We start from the raw sequence: 16,855 nt of genomic DNA, 5'->3' as shown, positions 1-16,855 counted from the left end.
CCTCGCAGATCCGCGCCATCTTCGGCACGAAGGCGTGTCACGCCAGGGCGGGCGGATCTCGCAGGCGCCCAAGCAGAGCCGACAGCGTGTCCAGATCATCGTTGGAAAGCTGGGAGCCGACCAACTCCGATATCGAGCGGCCGTAGACGACCCACATGCGGCGGCGCGTCTCGCGCCCCTTGCCGGTGATGCGGATGGTTTGCCCGCGGCCGTCATCGGCAACTGGAAGCTTCTCGACCTGCCCGTCGGCTTCGAGCCGCGCCAGCAGCCGCGAGATGTTGTATTGCGCAAACAGGGTGCGCTCGGTGAGTTGGAACGGCCGCAATCCGCCCTCGCCCGCCTCGGCAAGCTCATGCAGCACGTCGTACCAGGCAAGCGGCGGCAGGCCACTGTCCTTCAGCGCGTCCTCGGCACTTTCCAACAACTGGCGCGAAACCCGCATCAGGCGGGCCCAGGCTTTGATTGCTGGAGGTGAAGGAATCCCGGTCATGATTACATCGTAGGCGATAGATGCAACTGCATCAAGCTTGACGATCGATGCAAATGCATCTATATAGATGCAATCGCATCAATCATGAAAGGCAATTCCGATGAAGCATGAAATCTGCAGGATCGCCGACATTCCGGAAACAGGCAGCCTGATCGCTCCGTTTTTCGGCCGCGAGGTCCATGTCTACCGCAGCGGCGAGCGTATCCGCGCCGCCGCCAACGTCTGCCTGCACTTCGGTGGCCCGCTCGACTGCAAGGACGGCAAGCTCGTCTGCCAATGGCACGGCGCCTCGTTCGACATGGCGAACGGTGATCGCCTCGAAGGCCCAGCGCCGAAGGGCTCCCGCCTGATGTTCCTCTCCACCCGCGTCGAGAACGGCGCCTTGAACTATGTCTGGGGAGAGTGAGATGACCGACAAGCTCATCCTCGTCAGCCACCATCTTTGTCCCTATGTGCAGCGCGCGGCGATTTCGCTTCGCGAAAAGGGCGTGCCGTTCGAGCGCATCGCCGTCGATCTCGCCAACAAGCCTGCCTGGTTCAAGGCGATATCGCCGCTCGGCAAGGTGCCGCTGCTTCGCGTTGAGCATGACGGCCAGGAAACGGTGATCTTCGAATCGCTCGTCATCCTCGAATTCCTCGAGGAAACCCAGCCCAATCCGCTGCATCCCACCGATCCCTATGCCCGTGCCCGACATCGCGCCTGGATCGAGTTTGGCTCGGCAATCCTCAATGCCATCGGCCGCTTCTATTCAGCGCCTACGGAAGCCGCGTTGCTCGCCGAAAGCGAGGCGCTATCGGCGGTGTTCGATCGCCTGGAAGTGGAACTGGCGAATGGCGCGGTTGGGCCGTGGTTCGCCGGTGAGCGCTTTTCACTGGTCGACGCGGTCTACGGGCCGATTTTCCGCTATTTCGACGTCTTCGACCGGATCGGCGATTTCGGCATCCTGGACGGAAAGCCGCATGTCCAGGTGTGGCGCGAGGCGTTGCGCAAACGCCCATCCGTGAAGGACGCGGTCGCTCCCGATTATCCGCAACGCCTCCATACATTCCTACAGGCGAAGGGCTCGCACCTTTCGGAAATCATCCGCCGAAACGATCCGGCCACCGGGCTTCCGCAAGCCCGATCGGCTTGAATGGATTGATCACAGTGCCTGTAATCATCGAGGCAAGGATATTCGTTTCCGGCGGAATGCTTGCCACTGGCCACCAGCCTGTCGCGGACGCAAGCCTCCAGCGCAGTATCGATACGTCCGTTCCGATGAGCGCGTAACTGATCGCCGCGCCGGCAATCGCGATGTCCAGAGAATTGCCCATTTGCCCGACCCGACCCAGGCCGGACAATCCTTCAGCGTTGTCGCTAAATCAAGCCGCTGTCTCGGCCTTGAGACTCAGCCTTCGGCAGCATCGAAAACCTTCCGCGCCTCGCGTACAGCGCCGTGATTGAGCTCGGCCCATTGGATCAGCTGGTGCAAGGGTCCAAACATCGAGCGCCCGAGATCGGTGAGGCTGTATTCAACGCTCGGCGGTTTGGTCGGAAAAACCTCGCGATGCACATAGCCGTCGCGCTGCAGATCGTGCAGCGTCTGGGTGAGCATGCGCTGTGAAATATCGGGCACGAGGCGCCGCAACTCGCCAAAGCGGTACGGCTTCTCGGCCAAGGCCTCCATCAGCAGCGAACTCCATTTGTTGCTTATGCCCTGGATCACGTCGCGAACCGGGCAATCCGCAAGGTTTCCGCCACCGCTGCCTGCTTTGTAGATCTCGAGCTTCGATCTCAGATTGACGATCTTGCCGTCCATGGCTGGTTCCCTGGCTGTGCCTACCTCCCGCAAAACTGCCTTCTTTACGAGGATGGGTCAATTCCTATTTTAGTGCTGGTCTCTTTTTGAGACTAACATATGCACCCGCCGCTCCGGCGCAACGTCAGGACCTTTCATGACCGACACCCTTCTCGTCACCGGCGCCTCCGGCCAGCTTGGCCGCGGCGTCATCAATCATCTGCTTGACACGCTCAAGGTCTCCCCTCAGCGCATCATCGCCGCTACCCGCAATCCGGAAAATCTGGCCGATCTGGCAGCCCGAGGCGTCACCATCAGGACGGTCGACTTCGACGACACCGCATCGTTGGCCAGTGCATTTACCGGCGCCGACAGGGTTCTGATCATTTCGACGAACGAGCTCGCCATTCCGGGCAAGCGCCTGAAGCAACATGAGACTGCGGTCGCCGCAGCAAAAGGCGCGGGTGTTTCGCATCTGCTCTACACATCGATGCCCAATCCGGAGCCAGGATCGCCGGTGCTGTTTGCGCCCGATCACCACGGCACCGAGCAGGCGATCAAGGCGAGCGGTATCCCCTCCACCATCTTCCGCAACGGCTGGTATCAGGAGAACCTGTTCCTGGCGCTGCCGCACGCCATCGCCTCTGGGCAGTGGTACACGTCCGCTGGAGACGGCCGCATTGCCCACGGCGCGCGCGACGATATGGCTGCCGCGATTGCCGCCGGCCTCGCTTCGACCGCAACCGAAAGCACGACATACACGCTGACCGGCCCCAAGGCCCACACGATGGCCGAGATTGCAGCCCTCGTCACCGAGGTCACCGGCAAGCCGATCGACGTTGTCCAGCTTTCGGATGAAGCGCTGACCGAGGGATTGAAGGCAGCCGGCGTTCCCGAAGCTTTTGCGCCCGTGATCGTTTCCTTCGATACCAACACCCGCTCCGGCCGGATCGGCATGGTGACCGACGCGGTCGAGACTCTGTCCGGCAGGAAGCCGCAGCCGCTGAAGGAATTTCTTGAAGCAAACAAGGCGGCTCTGGTGAACTGAGCCTCACAAATGGCCGTGCCCTTCGAAGGGCATGGCCGCTTGTTCAAATAGCCACCTGCGTCCCGATCTCGACGACGCGTCCGGTCGGGATCTGGAAATATTCCGTCGCATCGGCCGCCGAGCGCGCCAGGCCGATGAACAGCTTGTCCTGCCAGACCGGCATGCCGGAATTGGGCGAGGCCTTGAGCGAGCGCCGCGACAGGAAGAAGGATGTCGTCATGATATCGAACTTCCAGCCCTGCTTGCGGCAGATCGCCAGCGCACGCGGGATGTTGGGCTGCTCCATATAGCCGAAGGTCAGCGTCACCCGCATGAACAGTTCGTTGACCGTCTCCATCTTGACGCGCTCGCTGTCGGGCACAACCGGCTGCGGTGCCGTCACCACCGAAAGGATGACATTCTGCTCGTGCAGCACCTTGTAGTGCTTGAGGCTGTGCATCAGCGCGGTCGGCGCGCTCAGCGGATCGCTGGTCAGGAACACTGCGGTGCCCGACACCAGATGCGGCTTCTTCTTCAGCAGATTGCCGGCAAGGAAATCGAGCGGAATCTCGTTCCGGCGGGTCTTTTCGAACAAATAGCGGGTGCCGCGGATCCAGGTCCACATGGTCAGCACAATAACCGCGGCAATGGCAAGCGAGGACCAGCCCCCTTCAAACACCTTGACTATGTTGGCTGCAAAGAAGCCGGTATCGACGAAGGCGAACACCGCCATCAGGGCGACCGCGACGCCGAGCGGCCATTTCCAGATGCGCGTCATTACAACAAAAAGCAGTATGTTCGTCACCAGCATGTTGCCGGTCACCGAAATACCGTAGGCCGAGGCCAGGCGGCTGGATTCGCCGAAGCCGACCACCAGCAACATCACCACCAGCGCCAGCATCAGGTTGATGCGCGGCAGATAGATCTGGCCCGACTGTTTTTCCGACGTGTGCTGGATGACGAAGCGCGGCAGCATATTGAGCTGCACCGCCTGCCTGGTCAGCGAGAAAGCGCCGGAGATCACCGCCTGGCTGGCGATGACGGTCGCCGCCGTCGCCAGCACGACCATCGGAATAAGCGTCCAGCCCTGGTTCATCTCAAAGAAGGGATGGCCGACAACACCGCCATTTGCGAGCACGAAGGCACCTTGCCCGACATAGTTGAGCAACAGACAAGGGAACACAATTGCCAGCCAGGCGAGCACGATCGGCTTGCGGCCGAAATGGCCGAGATCGGCATAGAGCGCCTCAGCGCCGGTGACGGCGAGGAAGACCGCACCAACAGTGACGAAGGCGACGTCGGGCGAGTTGACCAGGAACGACACGATGTAATGCGGGCTGATCGCCAGCAGGATTTCCGGATCGGCGATGATGTGGTTAATGCCGGAAAGGCCGATGGCCAGGAACCACAGCGCCGTGACTGGCCCGAACACCAATCCTACGCCGCCGGTGCCGAACCGCTGTACCGCAAACACGATCGCCAGGATGGCCAGCGTCAGCGGCACCACATAGGGCTGGAATGTCGGCGTGACGACATTCATGCCTTCGACCGCCGATAGTACCGAGATCGCCGGCGTAATGACTGCGTCGCCGAAAAAAAGCGCCGCGCCGACAATGCCGATGCCGAGGATCACCGCCGAGCGCGTCGGGAAACTGTTGCGCGCCAGCGCCATCAGCGACAGCACCCCGCCCTCGCCGCGATTGTCGGCACGAAGCACGAACATGATGTATTTGATGGTGACGGTGATCGTCAGCGACCAGATGATCAGCGAGAGTACGCCCAGGATGTCGCCACGGTTGGCGACGTTGCCGCCGGCTGATGCATGCAACGCCTCTCGGAATGCATAGATCGGGCTGGTGCCTATATCGCCGTAAACCACACCCAGCGCGCCCAGCATCAGCACCTTGGTGCTGTGCTGCTCGACCTCAGAATGGCTTGATTGTTCGACAGGTTCTGCCTCGTTACCAGCATTGGCAAGGGCCATGGACGACACTCCGATAAGCGGGCGGTGCTCTACGCTTGCTGCGCTGCAATATCAAGTGCCGTCACGTAATGGCTCCGTCCCGATATTGCGAGTCGTCCACGACTTGGCAGACTCAGTCCCATCGGCAGACTACCTGGAATGTCGCAACGGACACGTTTTTAAATAGCCACCTGCGTCCCGATCTCGACCACGCGTCCGGTCGGGATCTGGAAATATTCCGTCGCATCGGCCGCCGTGCGCGCCAGCCCGATGAACAGCTTGTCCTGCCAGACCGGCATGCCGGAATTGGGCGAGGCCTTGAGCGAGCGCCGCGACAGGAAGAAGGATGTCGTCATGATGTCGAACTTCCAGCCCTGCTTGCGGCAGATCGCCAGCGCACGCGGGATGTTGGGCTGCTCCATATAGCCGAAGGTCAGCGTCACCCGCATGAACAGTTCGTTGACCGTCTCCATCTTGACGCGCTCGCTGTCGGGCACAACCGGCTGCGGTGCCGTCACCACCGAAAGGATGACATTCTGCTCGTGCAGCACCTTGTAGTGCTTGAGGCTGTGCATCAGCGCGGTCGGCGCGCTCAGCGGATCGCTGGTCAGGAACACTGCGGTGCCCGACACCAGATGCGGCTTCTTCTTCAGCAGATTGCCGGCAAGGAAATCGAGCGGAATCTCGTTCCGGCGGGTCTTTTCGAACAAATAGCGGGTGCCGCGGATCCACGTGGACATGATCAGCCCCATGGCGCAAGCGACTGTTATCGAGACCCACCCGCCTTCGAGGATCTTGACGATGTTTGCGAGGAAAAATCCGGTATCGATCGTGCCAAACAGCAGTGTGAGCGCCGCCGCCAGTGCAAGCTGCCATTTCCACCGGAACCGCATCACGACAAACAGCAGGATGGTTGTCATCAGCATTTCGCCAGTCACCGAAATGCCATAGGCGGAAGCCAGCGAACTCGAACCGCCAAAGCCGACCACCAGCAACATCACGCCCAGCGCAACCACCAGATTGACGCGCGGCATGTAGATCTGGCCGGATTGCATTTCGGACGTATGCTGCACCTCGATGCGCGGAAGCAGATTGAGCTGCACCGCCTGGCGGGTCAGCGAGAAAGCGCCGGAGATCACCGCCTGACTGGCGATCACGGTCGCTGCCGTGGCCAGCCCAACCATGGGCATCAGCGCCCAATCAGGCAGCATCTGGAAGAATGGATTGGTGGGTTTGCCGCCGTTGGCCAGAACGAACGCGCCTTGTCCGAAATAGTTGAGGAGCAGACAAGGGAACACCACGGAAAACCATGCCAGCACGATCGGCCTGCGCCCGAAATGACCGAGGTCGACATAGAGGGCTTCGGCCCCGGTGACCGCCAGGAACACCGCCCCGACCGTGACGAAGGCACCGGTGGGCGTATTGGCCAGATAAGCGACCGCGTAATAGGGATTGATCGCCAGCAGGACCGACGGGTCGTCCAGCAGATGGTACACCCCGGCGGCGCCGATCGCCAGGAACCACACTGCCGTCACCGGTCCGAACACGGCCGCCACCCTGCCGGTGCCAAAGCGTTGCACGGCAAAAAGCATTGCCAGGATGACCAGCGTGATCGGAACCACATAGGTTTCCAGCGTCGGGGTCACCACTTCCAGGCCTTCGACCGCCGAAAGCACGGAGATGGCCGGCGTTATAATGGCGTCGCCGAAAAACAGCGCCGCGCCGCACAGCCCGATCCCCAGGATGAGCTTGGCTCCATTGGGATAAGCGCTGCGCGCAAGCGACATCAGCGACAGCGTGCCGCCCTCGCCCTTGTTGTCGGCTCTGAGAACGAAAGCGACGTACTTTATCGTGACGATGATCGTCAGCGCCCAGACGATAAGCGACAGCACGCCAAGGACGTCGTTGCGGGCTACCGGTCCCGACGATGCGTGCAGCGCTTCCCGAAATGCATAGATTGGGCTGGTGCCGATATCGCCGTAAACCACGCCCAGCGCGCCCAGCATCAGCACCTTGGTGCTGTGCTGCTCGACGGTGGAGTGGCTGGATTGCTCGATGGGTTCTGCCTCGCTACCGGCGTGAGCAAGGGCCATGGACGACACTCCCATAGACGTGCGGTGCTCTATGCTGCGGGGTGGAAAGGACGCGCTGCCATGCCGGGAACGCACGGCCTATCGGCTCGCCTCTCTCTACCAGCCACAAGCCTTCAGAAACCGCCTGACCGTTGCGGCCATGCCATACTCCAACGCATCGGCTGTCAACCCATGTCCGATCGACACTTCGGCCAATGCCGGGATGCGCCTGGCCAGTGCCGGCAAATTGCTCACCACAAGGTCGTGCCCGGCATTGACCTGGAGCCCTGCAGCAAGTGCGGCATCCGCCGTCTTTCCCAATTTCTCCAATTCCTTCGCCGCTTTTGCCGAATCGGAATGATAGCTGCCATATGGACCCGTGTAGAGTTCGATCCGGTCGGCGCCGGTGTCGCGAGCGGCTTTCACGCCATCGGGATCCGGATCGGAAAAGAGCGATACGCGAAAGCCTCCCTTCTTCAGGCGCTTGACGACCGGTGTCAGGAACGCAGCCCCGGCGGCGAAGTTCCAGCCATGGTCGGAAGTCGCCTGCACCGGGTCGTCGGGCACCAGCGTCACCTGTTCCGGCTGATGCTTTTCCACAAGCGCCAGGAACTCCTCGGTCGGATAGCCCTCGATGTTGAATTCCGCACTCGGGAACTCGTCGTCGATCAGCGCCCTGATCTCAGGCAGATCGGAATGCCTGGTGTGCCGCTCGTCGGGTCGCGGGTGCACCGTCAGCCCATGCGCACCGGCGGCAAGGGCGATGCGTCCGAGCCCCGTCACGCTTGGCCACGGCAGGTCGCGCCGGTTGCGCAGCATGGCGATGGCATTGAGGTTGACGGAAAGCTTTGCAGGCATTTGCACGGTTCCAGGCTGATCTCGGCGCGCATCTATAGCGCCTTTAAGGGGAACAGACAGAGGGTTTCAGGTGTTCCAGGGGAACGAAGAAAATCGAGCGCAAGGAGTTTCCTGTTGAATTTTCTCGATGCCGTGCCGGCGATCCGCCGCATCGATACCGATCGCGAAGACCTCTTCGCCATCGATGTCGTCGGCCATGTCGCAGCGGCTGATGCCGAAAACCTGTTCGGATTGCTGGAGGCAGCCTACGCGCTGCACACGAAAATCGACGTGCTGGTGCGCCTGATCGATCATGAGGGTGTCGACTGGACCGACGTATCGGACGAGACGATCGAACAGGGCATAGCTCACGCGGTGGAGCATATCGGCCGCTGCGCGGCGGTCGGTGAGCCGAACTGGATAGCGGAGGCAAGAGCCTTCTTGCCAGCCTCTTTGCCTATCGAACTCCGGCATTTCGAGGCTAAGGACGAAACCGCCGCCTGGGAATGGCTTGGCGCCAGACCGATCGCCCAGCGCTGATACGGCCGCCCTATCGGACGATCGTCAGCCGTTCGGCCGCGCGCGTGATGGCGGTGTAGAGCCAACGCTGCCGGGTTTCCTTGAATGCCCAGCTTTCGTCGAAAAGCACGATCTCGTTCCACTGCGACCCCTGCGCCTTGTGCACGGTCAGCGCGTAGCCATAATCGAAATCGTCGAAGCGCTTCTTCTGCTGCCAGGGAATGTCGGCGTCCGGATCTTCGAACGCCGCCTTGAGCAGTTTGATCTTGGCGACGCCGCGATCCGGATCGTCTTCCTCCGGCGAGACCAGCAGATTGATGCCGGGCTTGACCGTCTCGCGCGACGAGGTCATCACCTTCCACAGCGAGCCGTTGAGCAACCCCTTGGCTGGATCGTTGCGCAGGCAGACCAGCTTGTCGCCGGCTTGCGGATAATCGGCGTTGAACCCCTTCAGCTCGCGCAGCCGCTGATTATAGCGACGGCGCGTGCGGTTGGTGCCGACCAGCACCTGGTCCGCCTTCAGCACCAATTCCTGGGTGACGTCTTCCTTGCCGATCACTTGCGCCGCGCCATAGTCGCCGCGCATGAACTCGCGGCCCTCGCGCACATCGAGCGCAAGCCGGATGATCGGGTTGTCGCGCGCCTGGCGATGGATTTCGGTGAGCAGAATGTCCGGCTCATGGTCGGTGAAGAAGCCGCCGCCGGAGATCGGCGGCAACTGGCCGGGATCGCCAAGCACCAGGATCGGCGTGCCGAAGCTCATCAGGTCACGGCCAAGCTGCTCGTCGACCATCGAGCATTCGTCGATGACGACGAGCTTGGCCCGCGAGATCGGGCTCTGCCGGTTGAGCGAAAAGGTCGGCGACATCGAGGTTTTGCCGGTCACCTCGTCCGCTACCGATTCCTCGCCTTTCGGCCGGTAGATCAGCGAATGGATTGTGCGGGCATTGACCGCGCCCTTGGAACGCAGCACCTGCGCCGCCTTGCCGGTAAAGGCGGCGAACTGCACCTGGCCGTCGACATGCTCGGCGAAATAGCGCGCCAGCGTCGTCTTGCCGGTGCCGGCATAGCCGAACAGCCGGAACAGCTGCGGCTTGCCGGCTTTCAACCAGCCGGCCACCGCCTTCAGCGCCTCGTCTTGTTGAGGGGAGAATTCCATCAGCGCGACAGACCGGATTCGCGAGGGAAAGACAAGGTGACTGCCGTCACCATCAACTTCATCGCCTGCAATTACGCTGCTGCGACAAGTCCAGGCTATCAGCGACGAAGAGGAACGTAAAGAGAACAACGCCGGGCGACGACAGCTTACCCAGCCCGCTGTGGATCGTTCTCCAGCAGGATCGGCTTGCCATGCGGCGTAGCATGCGCGGCCCGTTCCCAGGCAGCAGCAAGGCTGTCGACGTCGCTCCTACCGGCAACGCCTTTGGCCGAAAGCAGCTTTTCTAGCGCGGCCAGCCAGTGCTTGTAATAGTCATGACCGTCGCGCGCGGCGCCCGGCCGCTTCACCTCGGCCGACAAGGCGTCCGCCCATTCGCTCCACGAAAACAGCCCGTTGTCGTGTAGCGCCACCGTCATGGCGAAGGCCTCTGCTTGCCACGGCTGGGCGAAGACTGGCGCCTCGACACCGGCGGGCAGCGCGTTGGCGACTGAGCCCGTCTCACGCCGCTTCAAGATAGCTCTCCCAGGCATCGATCGACACGACAAGTGTCGGGTCGGCGCCCTCGCCCCAGATTTCGCTGCCGGTGAAGGCCACCGTATAGACCCATTGCGGGTTTTCGCCCTGGCCGTGCGCATTGGTGTCGGGAAAAACGAAGCCGTCACGCATGGCCTCGATGACGCCTCGCTTGCCACGCGCGTAACGCGGCAGCCTGGTGTGGCCGGTCGGATGAAAGTTCTTGGTTCGCACGAGGTCGCCTGCCTTGAATCGCGGCGGGACGGCGACCGGCCGGTCGCAAGGCCCGCCCTTGGCCAGCACCGCCGAAACGTCTTGCGCCTTCAGGACCCGCTTGGGTGTCGCTACCGGGTCGACCGCATCGCCCCTGGCCAGATCGCGGTCGCTGACGAAACCATGGCGTTTGAGTAACACCTCCAGCGCCTTGATCCAGATTTCGTAATAACTCGACGCATAGTAGTCGGCCGGGTGCAGCGATTCCCGCGCGTGCCGGCTCTCGTCGATGTTCCAGGCGCCCATGGCGCCGGCGCACAACGTCACGCCCAGCGCCCGCCTTTCCCAATCGGCATGGAAATAGGGTTCGTCCTGTTCAGGCGCGACCGGCCCGAAACCCATCTGGCCGCCGAGATCCTGCGGCCCGTTCATGCCGGTTCCCGCGCCAGCGCCGTGCCGATCATGGCATCGCGCGTCACCAGATCGGCGAGCCGCGCCTCATCCCAGCCCTCTGTGTCCCTGGGCCGCATCGGCACCACCAGATAGCGCAGCTCGGCGGTCGAATCCCACACCCGGATTGCCGTCGTCGCCGGCAAGGTCAGCCCGAATTCGTCGAGCACGCCGCGCGGATCGATCACCGCGCGCGAACGGTAGGGCGGCGCCTTGTACCAGACCGGCGGCAGGCCGAGCACCGACCATGGATAGCAGGAGCATAGCGTGCAGACGACGAGGTTGTGCGTGTCGGCCGTGTTGAACACCGCCTGCATGTGTTCGCCTTGCCGGCCGGTGTGGCCGAGCGATTCGATGGCCGCCGTCGCATCACGCTTCAGCCATGCGGCAAACCCGGGATCAACCCAGGCCTTCGCCACCACCTTTGCGCCGTTGCGCGGCCCGACCTTGGTTTCGTAGGTATCGACGATGACGTCGATCGCCGCTGGATCGATCAGCCCCTTGCGGGTGAGAATCGTCTCCAGTGCGCGCACACGCGCCGCAAAAGCATCAAGCTCGTTGTCGTGGTCGTGATTGTGCAGCATGGCATCAAATTACGATCGCGGACCTCCGGCCGCAAGCACCACGGCTTGGGCCAGTGCTATTCGGCTGCCGCCTTCTGCGGCACCGGTTCTTCCTCGTCGTCGAACAGTGACGGCTGGTCGACCGCCTCGACCGGGCTCGGCTCGCCCCGGTGCCCCGCCCATACGCTGACGAGCCAGCCGGAAAAATGCTCCATGTAGACGTAGATGACGGGCGTGACGAACAGCGTCAGTGCCTGCGAGGCGACAAGGCCGCCGACCACCGCCACGCCGAGAGGCTGGCGCAATTCCGCGCTGGCGCCGGTGCCGAGCGCGATCGGGATGGTACCCATCAGCGCGGCAAGCGTAGTCATCATGATCGGCCGGAAGCGCATCAGGCAGGCCTTGTGGATGGATTCGACAGGCGACATCCCCTCGCGCCTGAGTTCCAGCGCCACGTCGATCATCATGATGCCGTTCTTCTTGACGATGCCGATCAGCATCAGGATGCCGATCACCGCGATCACCGACAGATCCATCCCCGCCAGCCGCAACGCCACCAGCGCGCCGAGCACCGCCGATGGAAGCCCGGTCAGGATGGTGAGCGGATGGATGAAGCTCTCATAGAGCATGCCGAGCACGATATAGATGGTCAGGATCGCGCCGCCGATCAGCAGCCCCTGGTTGGAAAGCGAATCCTGGAACGTCTTCGCCGTGCCCGAGAAGGCGGTCGAGATCGTCGGCGGCATGCCGATCTTGTCCTTCAGCGCGTTGATGTGGCTCACGCTGTCGCCGAGGGCCACGCCCTGCGGCAGATTGTAGGAGATGGTCACAGCCGGAAGCTGGCCGAGCTGGTTGACGGTCAAAGCACCGGCGGTCCGATCGACGCGAGCGAACGCACCGAGCGGCACCAGGCTGCCGCTCGCCGTTCTCACCTTGATGGCCAGCATCCGCTCGGGCGACCACTCGATCTTCGGGTCGAGCTCCATGATCACGTCGTAGCTGTCGGCCGAGCCGAAGATGGTCGACACCTGCTGGGTGCCGAAACCGCCATAGAGACTGGAGCGCAGCGTGTCGGTATCGACGCCGAGGTTCGCCGCCTTGTCGCGGTCGATCACCAGCGTCGCCTGTAGCGCGTTGTTCTGCAGGTCATTGGTCACGTCGGTGAAGGCGGCATGATCGGCGGCCATTGCGTCCGTCAGCCTTTGCGCCCAGACGTTCGTCAGGCCGGTATCGAGGCCCTGCACGGCAAGCTGGTAGGCACTCGCCGAAGAACGCGCGCCGAGCCGCAGGTTCTGCACCGGCTGCATGTAGGTTTCGATGCCGGGCACATTGGCAAGCTGGCGCCGCAGATCCGAAAGCACCTTGTCGATGTTGGGGCGCTGGTCCTTGTCCTTCAGCTGCACAAAGAGCTGGCCCTGGTTGAGCGCATTGTTTCCGCTGCCCGCCGACCAGCCGACATGCGCGACATAGGGCGAATGGGTGAAGACATCAGCCACTTGCCCCTGCAGCTTCACCATGGCGTCGAACGAAATGTCCTGGCGCGCGATGGTCGTCACCGAGACCTGGCCGATATCCTCCTGCGGGAAGAAGCCCTTCGGCGATATCTGGATCAGCCACACCGACAGCCCGGCGGTTACCAGGAAGACAAGGAAAACCAGGAAATTGTGGCGCAGGCAGAATGTCAGCAGCCGGTCATAGCCCCGCATGAAGACGTTTTGTCTATGGCCTTCACCGTGCGCTGCTTTCTGCTCGGCTTTCGATAACGACAATAGCCGCGAGCACAGCATCGGCGTCAGCGTCAGCGAGACGAACATCGATGCCAGGATGGCGACCGTCACCACCACCGCGAACTCGTTGAAGATGCGCCCGATCACGCCGCCCATCAAAAGCACGGGAATGAACACGGCGACCAGCGAGATCGAGATCGAGATGATGGTGAAGCCGATTTCGCGGGCGCCCTTGAGCGACGCCTCCATTGCCGAGAGCCCATCCTCCTCCATATGCCGGAAGATATTTTCCAGCATGACAATGGCGTCGTCGACGACAAGGCCGACCGCCAGCGTCAGTCCCATCAGCGAGATGTTGTCGATGGAAAAGCCGAACAGGTACATCACGCCCAGAGTGGCGATGAGCGAAATCGGCACCGCCACGGCCGGGATCACCGTCGCCGTCACCCGGCGCAGGAACAGGAAGATCACCATCACCACCAGCGCGATAGTGAGCAGGAGCGTGAACTGCACGTCGTCGACCGCCTCGCGGATCGATGTCGAGCGATCGTTGAGCAACTGGATGCTCGCAGCTGCCGGCATCTGACCCTCGAAGGAAGGCAGCATCGCCTTGACGCGGTCGACGACATCGACGGTATTGGCATCCGGCTGACGCTGCACCGCCATGATGATGGCGCGGGTGCCGTCATACCAGCTTGCCGTCGTCGTGGTCTCGACCGAATCGATGACGCGGGTCACCTCGCCGAGCCGCACCGGATGGCCGTTCTTGGTGGCGATGATGATGTTGGAGAATCCCGCCGCGTTGGTCAGCTGCGTGTTCGCCGTGATGGTCAGCTGCTGTTTGTTGTTCTTGAGCACACCGAGCGGCGTGTTGCTGTTGGCCGAGGCAATGGCCGTCTGCAGCTGGTCGATCGAGATGCCGCGTGCGGCGAGCGCCGTCGGATCGATCTGGACGCGGACGGCATATTTCTGTTGGCCGTAGATCGAAACCTGCGCAACGCCGTCGATCGTCGACAGCGACGGCGAAATCACATTCTCGGCAAAGGCATCGAGATCGGTCAGCGGAATGGTGTCGCTGACCAGCGACATCAGCAGGATCGGCGCGTCGGCTGGATTGACCTTGCGATAGCTCGGCGGGCTGGTCATCTCCGGCGGCAATTGTCGTTGCGTGCGTGCGATCGCCGCCTGCACATCGGCGGCGGCTGCATCGATGTCGCGGTTGAGCACGAACTGAATGGCGATCGAGGTCGTGCCGAGCGAATTGGTCGTCGAGATCGAATCGATGCCGGCGATAGTGGCAAACTGCTTGATCAGCGGCGTTGCCACCGAGGTCGCCATGGTTTCCGGCGAGGCCCCAGGCAGCGAGGCCGAGACGTTGACAACCGGAAATTCCGCGCTTGGCAGCGCCGCGACCGGCAGGAATTTGTAAGCAAATAGCCCGCCCAGAACCAAGGCGAACGACATGAGCAGCGTGGCGACGGGCCTGCGGATGCAGAATTCGGAAATCATGGCTGTGTTCCGCCCGTCCTGTCGGCCTCCGCGACCTTCGGAGTCGCCTGGTCGTCGGTACCGGTCGAGGCCTTGCCTTCGCGGACCGCCGCGCCGTTTTTCAGCTTGGTCTGGCCTTCGACGACGACACGCTCGCCGCTTTCCAATCCTTGGCTGATCGCGGTGTTGGCGCCTTCTGTCAGCGCGACCTGCACGGGCCGCATTTCAACGGTGTTGTCCGGCTTGATCACATAGACGAACGGCCCCTTCTGGCTGGGCTGGACGGCGACCGTCGGAACGGACGTCATTTGCGGCATGATGCCGGCATCGAGCACAACATTTACATATTGGCCCGGCCACAGCGAAAGATCGGCGTTGGGCACGCTGGCCCGCGTTGCGATGGTGCCGGATGCCGTGTCCACGCTGGAATCGACGAAATCCAGCGTTCCCTTGCCGATCGGCTTCGGGTCGCCGTCCTTGGTCAGCGTCACCGCGCCTTGCTGCGGCGCCGCCAGCGCCTTGTGCAGTAAGGCAAGATCGCTTTCCGGAAGATTGAAGTTCACCTGCAGCGGGTCGACCTGCGTGATCGTCACCAGCGGCGTCGACGTGCTGCTGCCGTTGCTGGTGGTGACGAGGTCGCCGACCGCGACGCTGACCGCGCCAAGCCTGCCGGAAATCGGCGCTTTGATCGTGGCAAAGCCAAGCTGGACCTCGTCCGCATCGATCGTCGCCTTATCGGCGTCGACAGTGGCCGCGGCGGATTTCTGCGCCGCGACGGCCTGATCATAGGTCTGCTGTGTTCCGGCCTGCCTGGCGACGAGATTTTTGGCGCGCTGAAGATCGGCCGTGGCGCTGGCAAGCAGCGCCTGGTCTTTTGCGAGCGTCGCCTGATCGCGTGCCAATTGGGCCTTCAATGAGCGATCGTCCAGCGAGAACAGAAGGTCGCCGGCCTTCACCATCTGTCCGTCCTTGACCGCGATTGCGACGATCTGGCTTGAGACCCGTGCGTTGATGCTGACCACGGCGGGAGAGGACACAAAGCCGATGGCATAGCGCCGGACCGGGAAATCGGCCGTCGAGGCGGTGGCGGCAACCACCGAAGTCGAACGCGCGGCATTTGCCGCTGCAGCGGGCTTGTCCGCCGCCGCCGTCGTCTGCTTCGCCGACAGCATCTGCTGAAGACCGCTCATTGCGGTGGGCGAATGATAAAGCCACGCCGCCGCGGCAACGCAGGCTGCAGCAATCACCGCAAATACGATCTTTCCGCGCATCGACAAAAGGCCTCTCGATCCGACACGCCGCTATCCGGTGGCCGCAGTCTAGCTCAACTCGCAGCCTCTTGCCGCGCTTTTGCCAGATAATAGAGAATGCCGAAGGCGAAAAAGGGCCAAAAGCCGTCATTACGAAGATTTAATGTGCAGTGCACAATAAAACGGCAGCTAACGCAGCATCGGCCACAGCGTCGCCGCAAGCATCACGCCCATGGCGATGTTGAACCATTTGAGCCGCACCGCATCAGCCAGAAAACCGCGCAGCGCCATGCCGAAACCGGCCCAAGTCGAAATGCTCGGCAGCATGACGACGGCGAAAGCGGCCGCGATCAGCACCACGGACACAAACGGGCGTTCCGGATTGGTATAGACGGCCATGGCCGTAATCGCCATCACCCAGGCCTTAGGATTGACCCACTGGAAAGCCGCAGCCTCGATGAAGCGCATCGGCTGGCCCTTCGCCTCGCCTTCGCCGCCGAGCGAGCGCGACATGGCGATCTTCCAGGCCAGATAAAGCAGGTAGAGGCCGCCGGCGATCTTCAACCCGGTATGCAGCACCGGAAAGGCCGTCAACACGGCCCCAAGCCCGAAGCCTACGGCAAGCAACAGCACGAGGAAGCCGAAGCCGATGCCGAGCATGTGTGGCACGGTCTTGACCAAGCCGAAGTTCACACCCGAGGCCAAAAGCATGAAATTGTTCGGACCCGGCGTGATCGAGGTCACGAAGGCATAAACCAGCAGGGCGAAGAATGCGTCGAAGGTCATGCCGTTCCCCTAATCAATGC

General features: G+C 62.3%; 16 protein-coding genes. 4 read left to right on the top strand and 12 right to left on the bottom strand.

All coding sequences use genetic code 11. The features are described from left to right. Positions 1-37: 37 nt before the first annotated feature. Entirely contained in the window at positions 38-490 is a 453-nt protein-coding gene (locus NKH05_RS15410; protein WP_352495188.1) for a MarR family winged helix-turn-helix transcriptional regulator, read from the bottom strand. 100 nt (positions 491-590) lie between these two features. On the opposite strand from NKH05_RS15410, the gene NKH05_RS15405 reads away from it, so the two are divergent. Further along, positions 591-896, top strand: a complete 306-nt coding sequence (locus NKH05_RS15405; protein ID WP_352495187.1) for a Rieske (2Fe-2S) protein — start codon at positions 591-593, stop codon at positions 894-896. Position 897: 1 nt separating this feature from the next. Beyond that, positions 898-1,623 carry a glutathione S-transferase family protein gene (locus tag NKH05_RS15400; RefSeq protein ID WP_036245317.1) on the top strand — a complete coding sequence of 242 codons (726 nt, stop codon included), beginning with the start codon at positions 898-900 and terminating at the stop codon, positions 1,621-1,623. A 255-nt stretch (positions 1,624-1,878) separates the two neighbouring features. Here NKH05_RS15400 and NKH05_RS15395 read toward each other — a convergent pair whose 3' ends face one another. Next, positions 1,879-2,289 carry a winged helix-turn-helix transcriptional regulator gene (locus tag NKH05_RS15395; protein ID WP_023720786.1) on the bottom strand — a complete coding sequence of 137 codons (411 nt, stop codon included), beginning with the start codon at positions 2,287-2,289 and terminating at the stop codon, positions 1,879-1,881. 136 nt (positions 2,290-2,425) lie between these two features. Between NKH05_RS15395 and NKH05_RS15390 the strand changes: the two genes are divergently transcribed. Further along, positions 2,426-3,316: an SDR family oxidoreductase gene (locus tag NKH05_RS15390; RefSeq protein WP_352495186.1), complete on the top strand. Its 891-nt coding sequence runs from the start codon at positions 2,426-2,428 to the stop codon at positions 3,314-3,316. A gap of 43 nt (positions 3,317-3,359) precedes the next feature. Here NKH05_RS15390 and NKH05_RS15385 read toward each other — a convergent pair whose 3' ends face one another. The 3 genes from NKH05_RS15385 to NKH05_RS15375 all read right to left on the bottom strand — a co-directional run bounded on the left by NKH05_RS15385 (position 3,360) and on the right by NKH05_RS15375 (position 8,188). After that, on the bottom strand, positions 3,360-5,279 hold the full coding sequence (locus NKH05_RS15385) for a potassium transporter Kup (protein WP_352483013.1): 1,920 nt from the start codon (positions 5,277-5,279) through the stop codon (positions 3,360-3,362). 158 nt (positions 5,280-5,437) lie between these two features. Further along, complete coding sequence (locus tag NKH05_RS15380; RefSeq protein WP_352483011.1) at positions 5,438-7,351, bottom strand: potassium transporter Kup; 1,914 nt, start codon at positions 7,349-7,351, stop codon at positions 5,438-5,440. 96 nt (positions 7,352-7,447) lie between these two features. Then, positions 7,448-8,188 (bottom strand): pyridoxine 5'-phosphate synthase, encoded by a 741-nt coding sequence (locus NKH05_RS15375; protein WP_023720789.1) that lies wholly within the window; start codon positions 8,186-8,188, stop codon positions 7,448-7,450. A 114-nt stretch (positions 8,189-8,302) separates the two neighbouring features. On the opposite strand from NKH05_RS15375, the gene NKH05_RS15370 reads away from it, so the two are divergent. Then, positions 8,303-8,707, top strand: coding sequence for a SpoIIAA family protein (locus tag NKH05_RS15370; protein WP_023720790.1), 405 nt, complete (start codon positions 8,303-8,305; stop codon positions 8,705-8,707). Positions 8,708-8,717: 10 nt separating this feature from the next. On the opposite strand, the gene NKH05_RS15365 is transcribed toward NKH05_RS15370, so the two are convergent. From NKH05_RS15365 to NKH05_RS15335, 7 genes are all read right to left on the bottom strand, one after another. Beyond that, positions 8,718-9,845, bottom strand: a complete 1,128-nt coding sequence (locus NKH05_RS15365) for an ATP-dependent DNA helicase (RefSeq protein WP_023720791.1) — start codon at positions 9,843-9,845, stop codon at positions 8,718-8,720. Positions 9,846-9,991: 146 nt separating this feature from the next. After that, positions 9,992-10,357, bottom strand: coding sequence for a nitrile hydratase accessory protein (locus NKH05_RS15360; protein ID WP_353025647.1), 366 nt, complete (start codon positions 10,355-10,357; stop codon positions 9,992-9,994). Further along, positions 10,344-11,003: a nitrile hydratase subunit beta gene (nthB, locus tag NKH05_RS15355; protein ID WP_352483009.1), complete on the bottom strand. Its 660-nt coding sequence runs from the start codon at positions 11,001-11,003 to the stop codon at positions 10,344-10,346. Before nthB ends, NKH05_RS15360 begins: the two co-directional genes overlap by 14 nt. Further along, entirely contained in the window at positions 11,000-11,605 is a 606-nt protein-coding gene (nthA, locus tag NKH05_RS15350) for a nitrile hydratase subunit alpha (protein ID WP_023720794.1), read from the bottom strand. The genes nthB and nthA overlap by 4 nt, the downstream gene beginning before the upstream one ends. A gap of 56 nt (positions 11,606-11,661) precedes the next feature. Continuing rightward, positions 11,662-14,820 (bottom strand): efflux RND transporter permease subunit, encoded by a 3,159-nt coding sequence (locus NKH05_RS15345; protein ID WP_352483007.1) that lies wholly within the window; start codon positions 14,818-14,820, stop codon positions 11,662-11,664. After that, on the bottom strand, positions 14,817-16,070 hold the full coding sequence (locus NKH05_RS15340; RefSeq protein WP_352483005.1) for an efflux RND transporter periplasmic adaptor subunit: 1,254 nt from the start codon (positions 16,068-16,070) through the stop codon (positions 14,817-14,819). The genes NKH05_RS15345 and NKH05_RS15340 overlap by 4 nt, the downstream gene beginning before the upstream one ends. A 168-nt stretch (positions 16,071-16,238) precedes the next feature. After that, on the bottom strand, positions 16,239-16,835 hold the full coding sequence (locus tag NKH05_RS15335) for a LysE family translocator (RefSeq protein WP_352483004.1): 597 nt from the start codon (positions 16,833-16,835) through the stop codon (positions 16,239-16,241). Between the last annotated feature and the right edge of the window lie 20 nt (positions 16,836-16,855).

The sequence above is a fragment of the Mesorhizobium sp. M1399 genome, from assembly GCF_040317735.1.
Taxonomy (GTDB): domain Bacteria; phylum Pseudomonadota; class Alphaproteobacteria; order Rhizobiales; family Rhizobiaceae; genus Mesorhizobium.
Note: the sequence above shows the minus strand (reverse complement) of the source record. Positions and strands in the feature narration are given on the sequence as shown.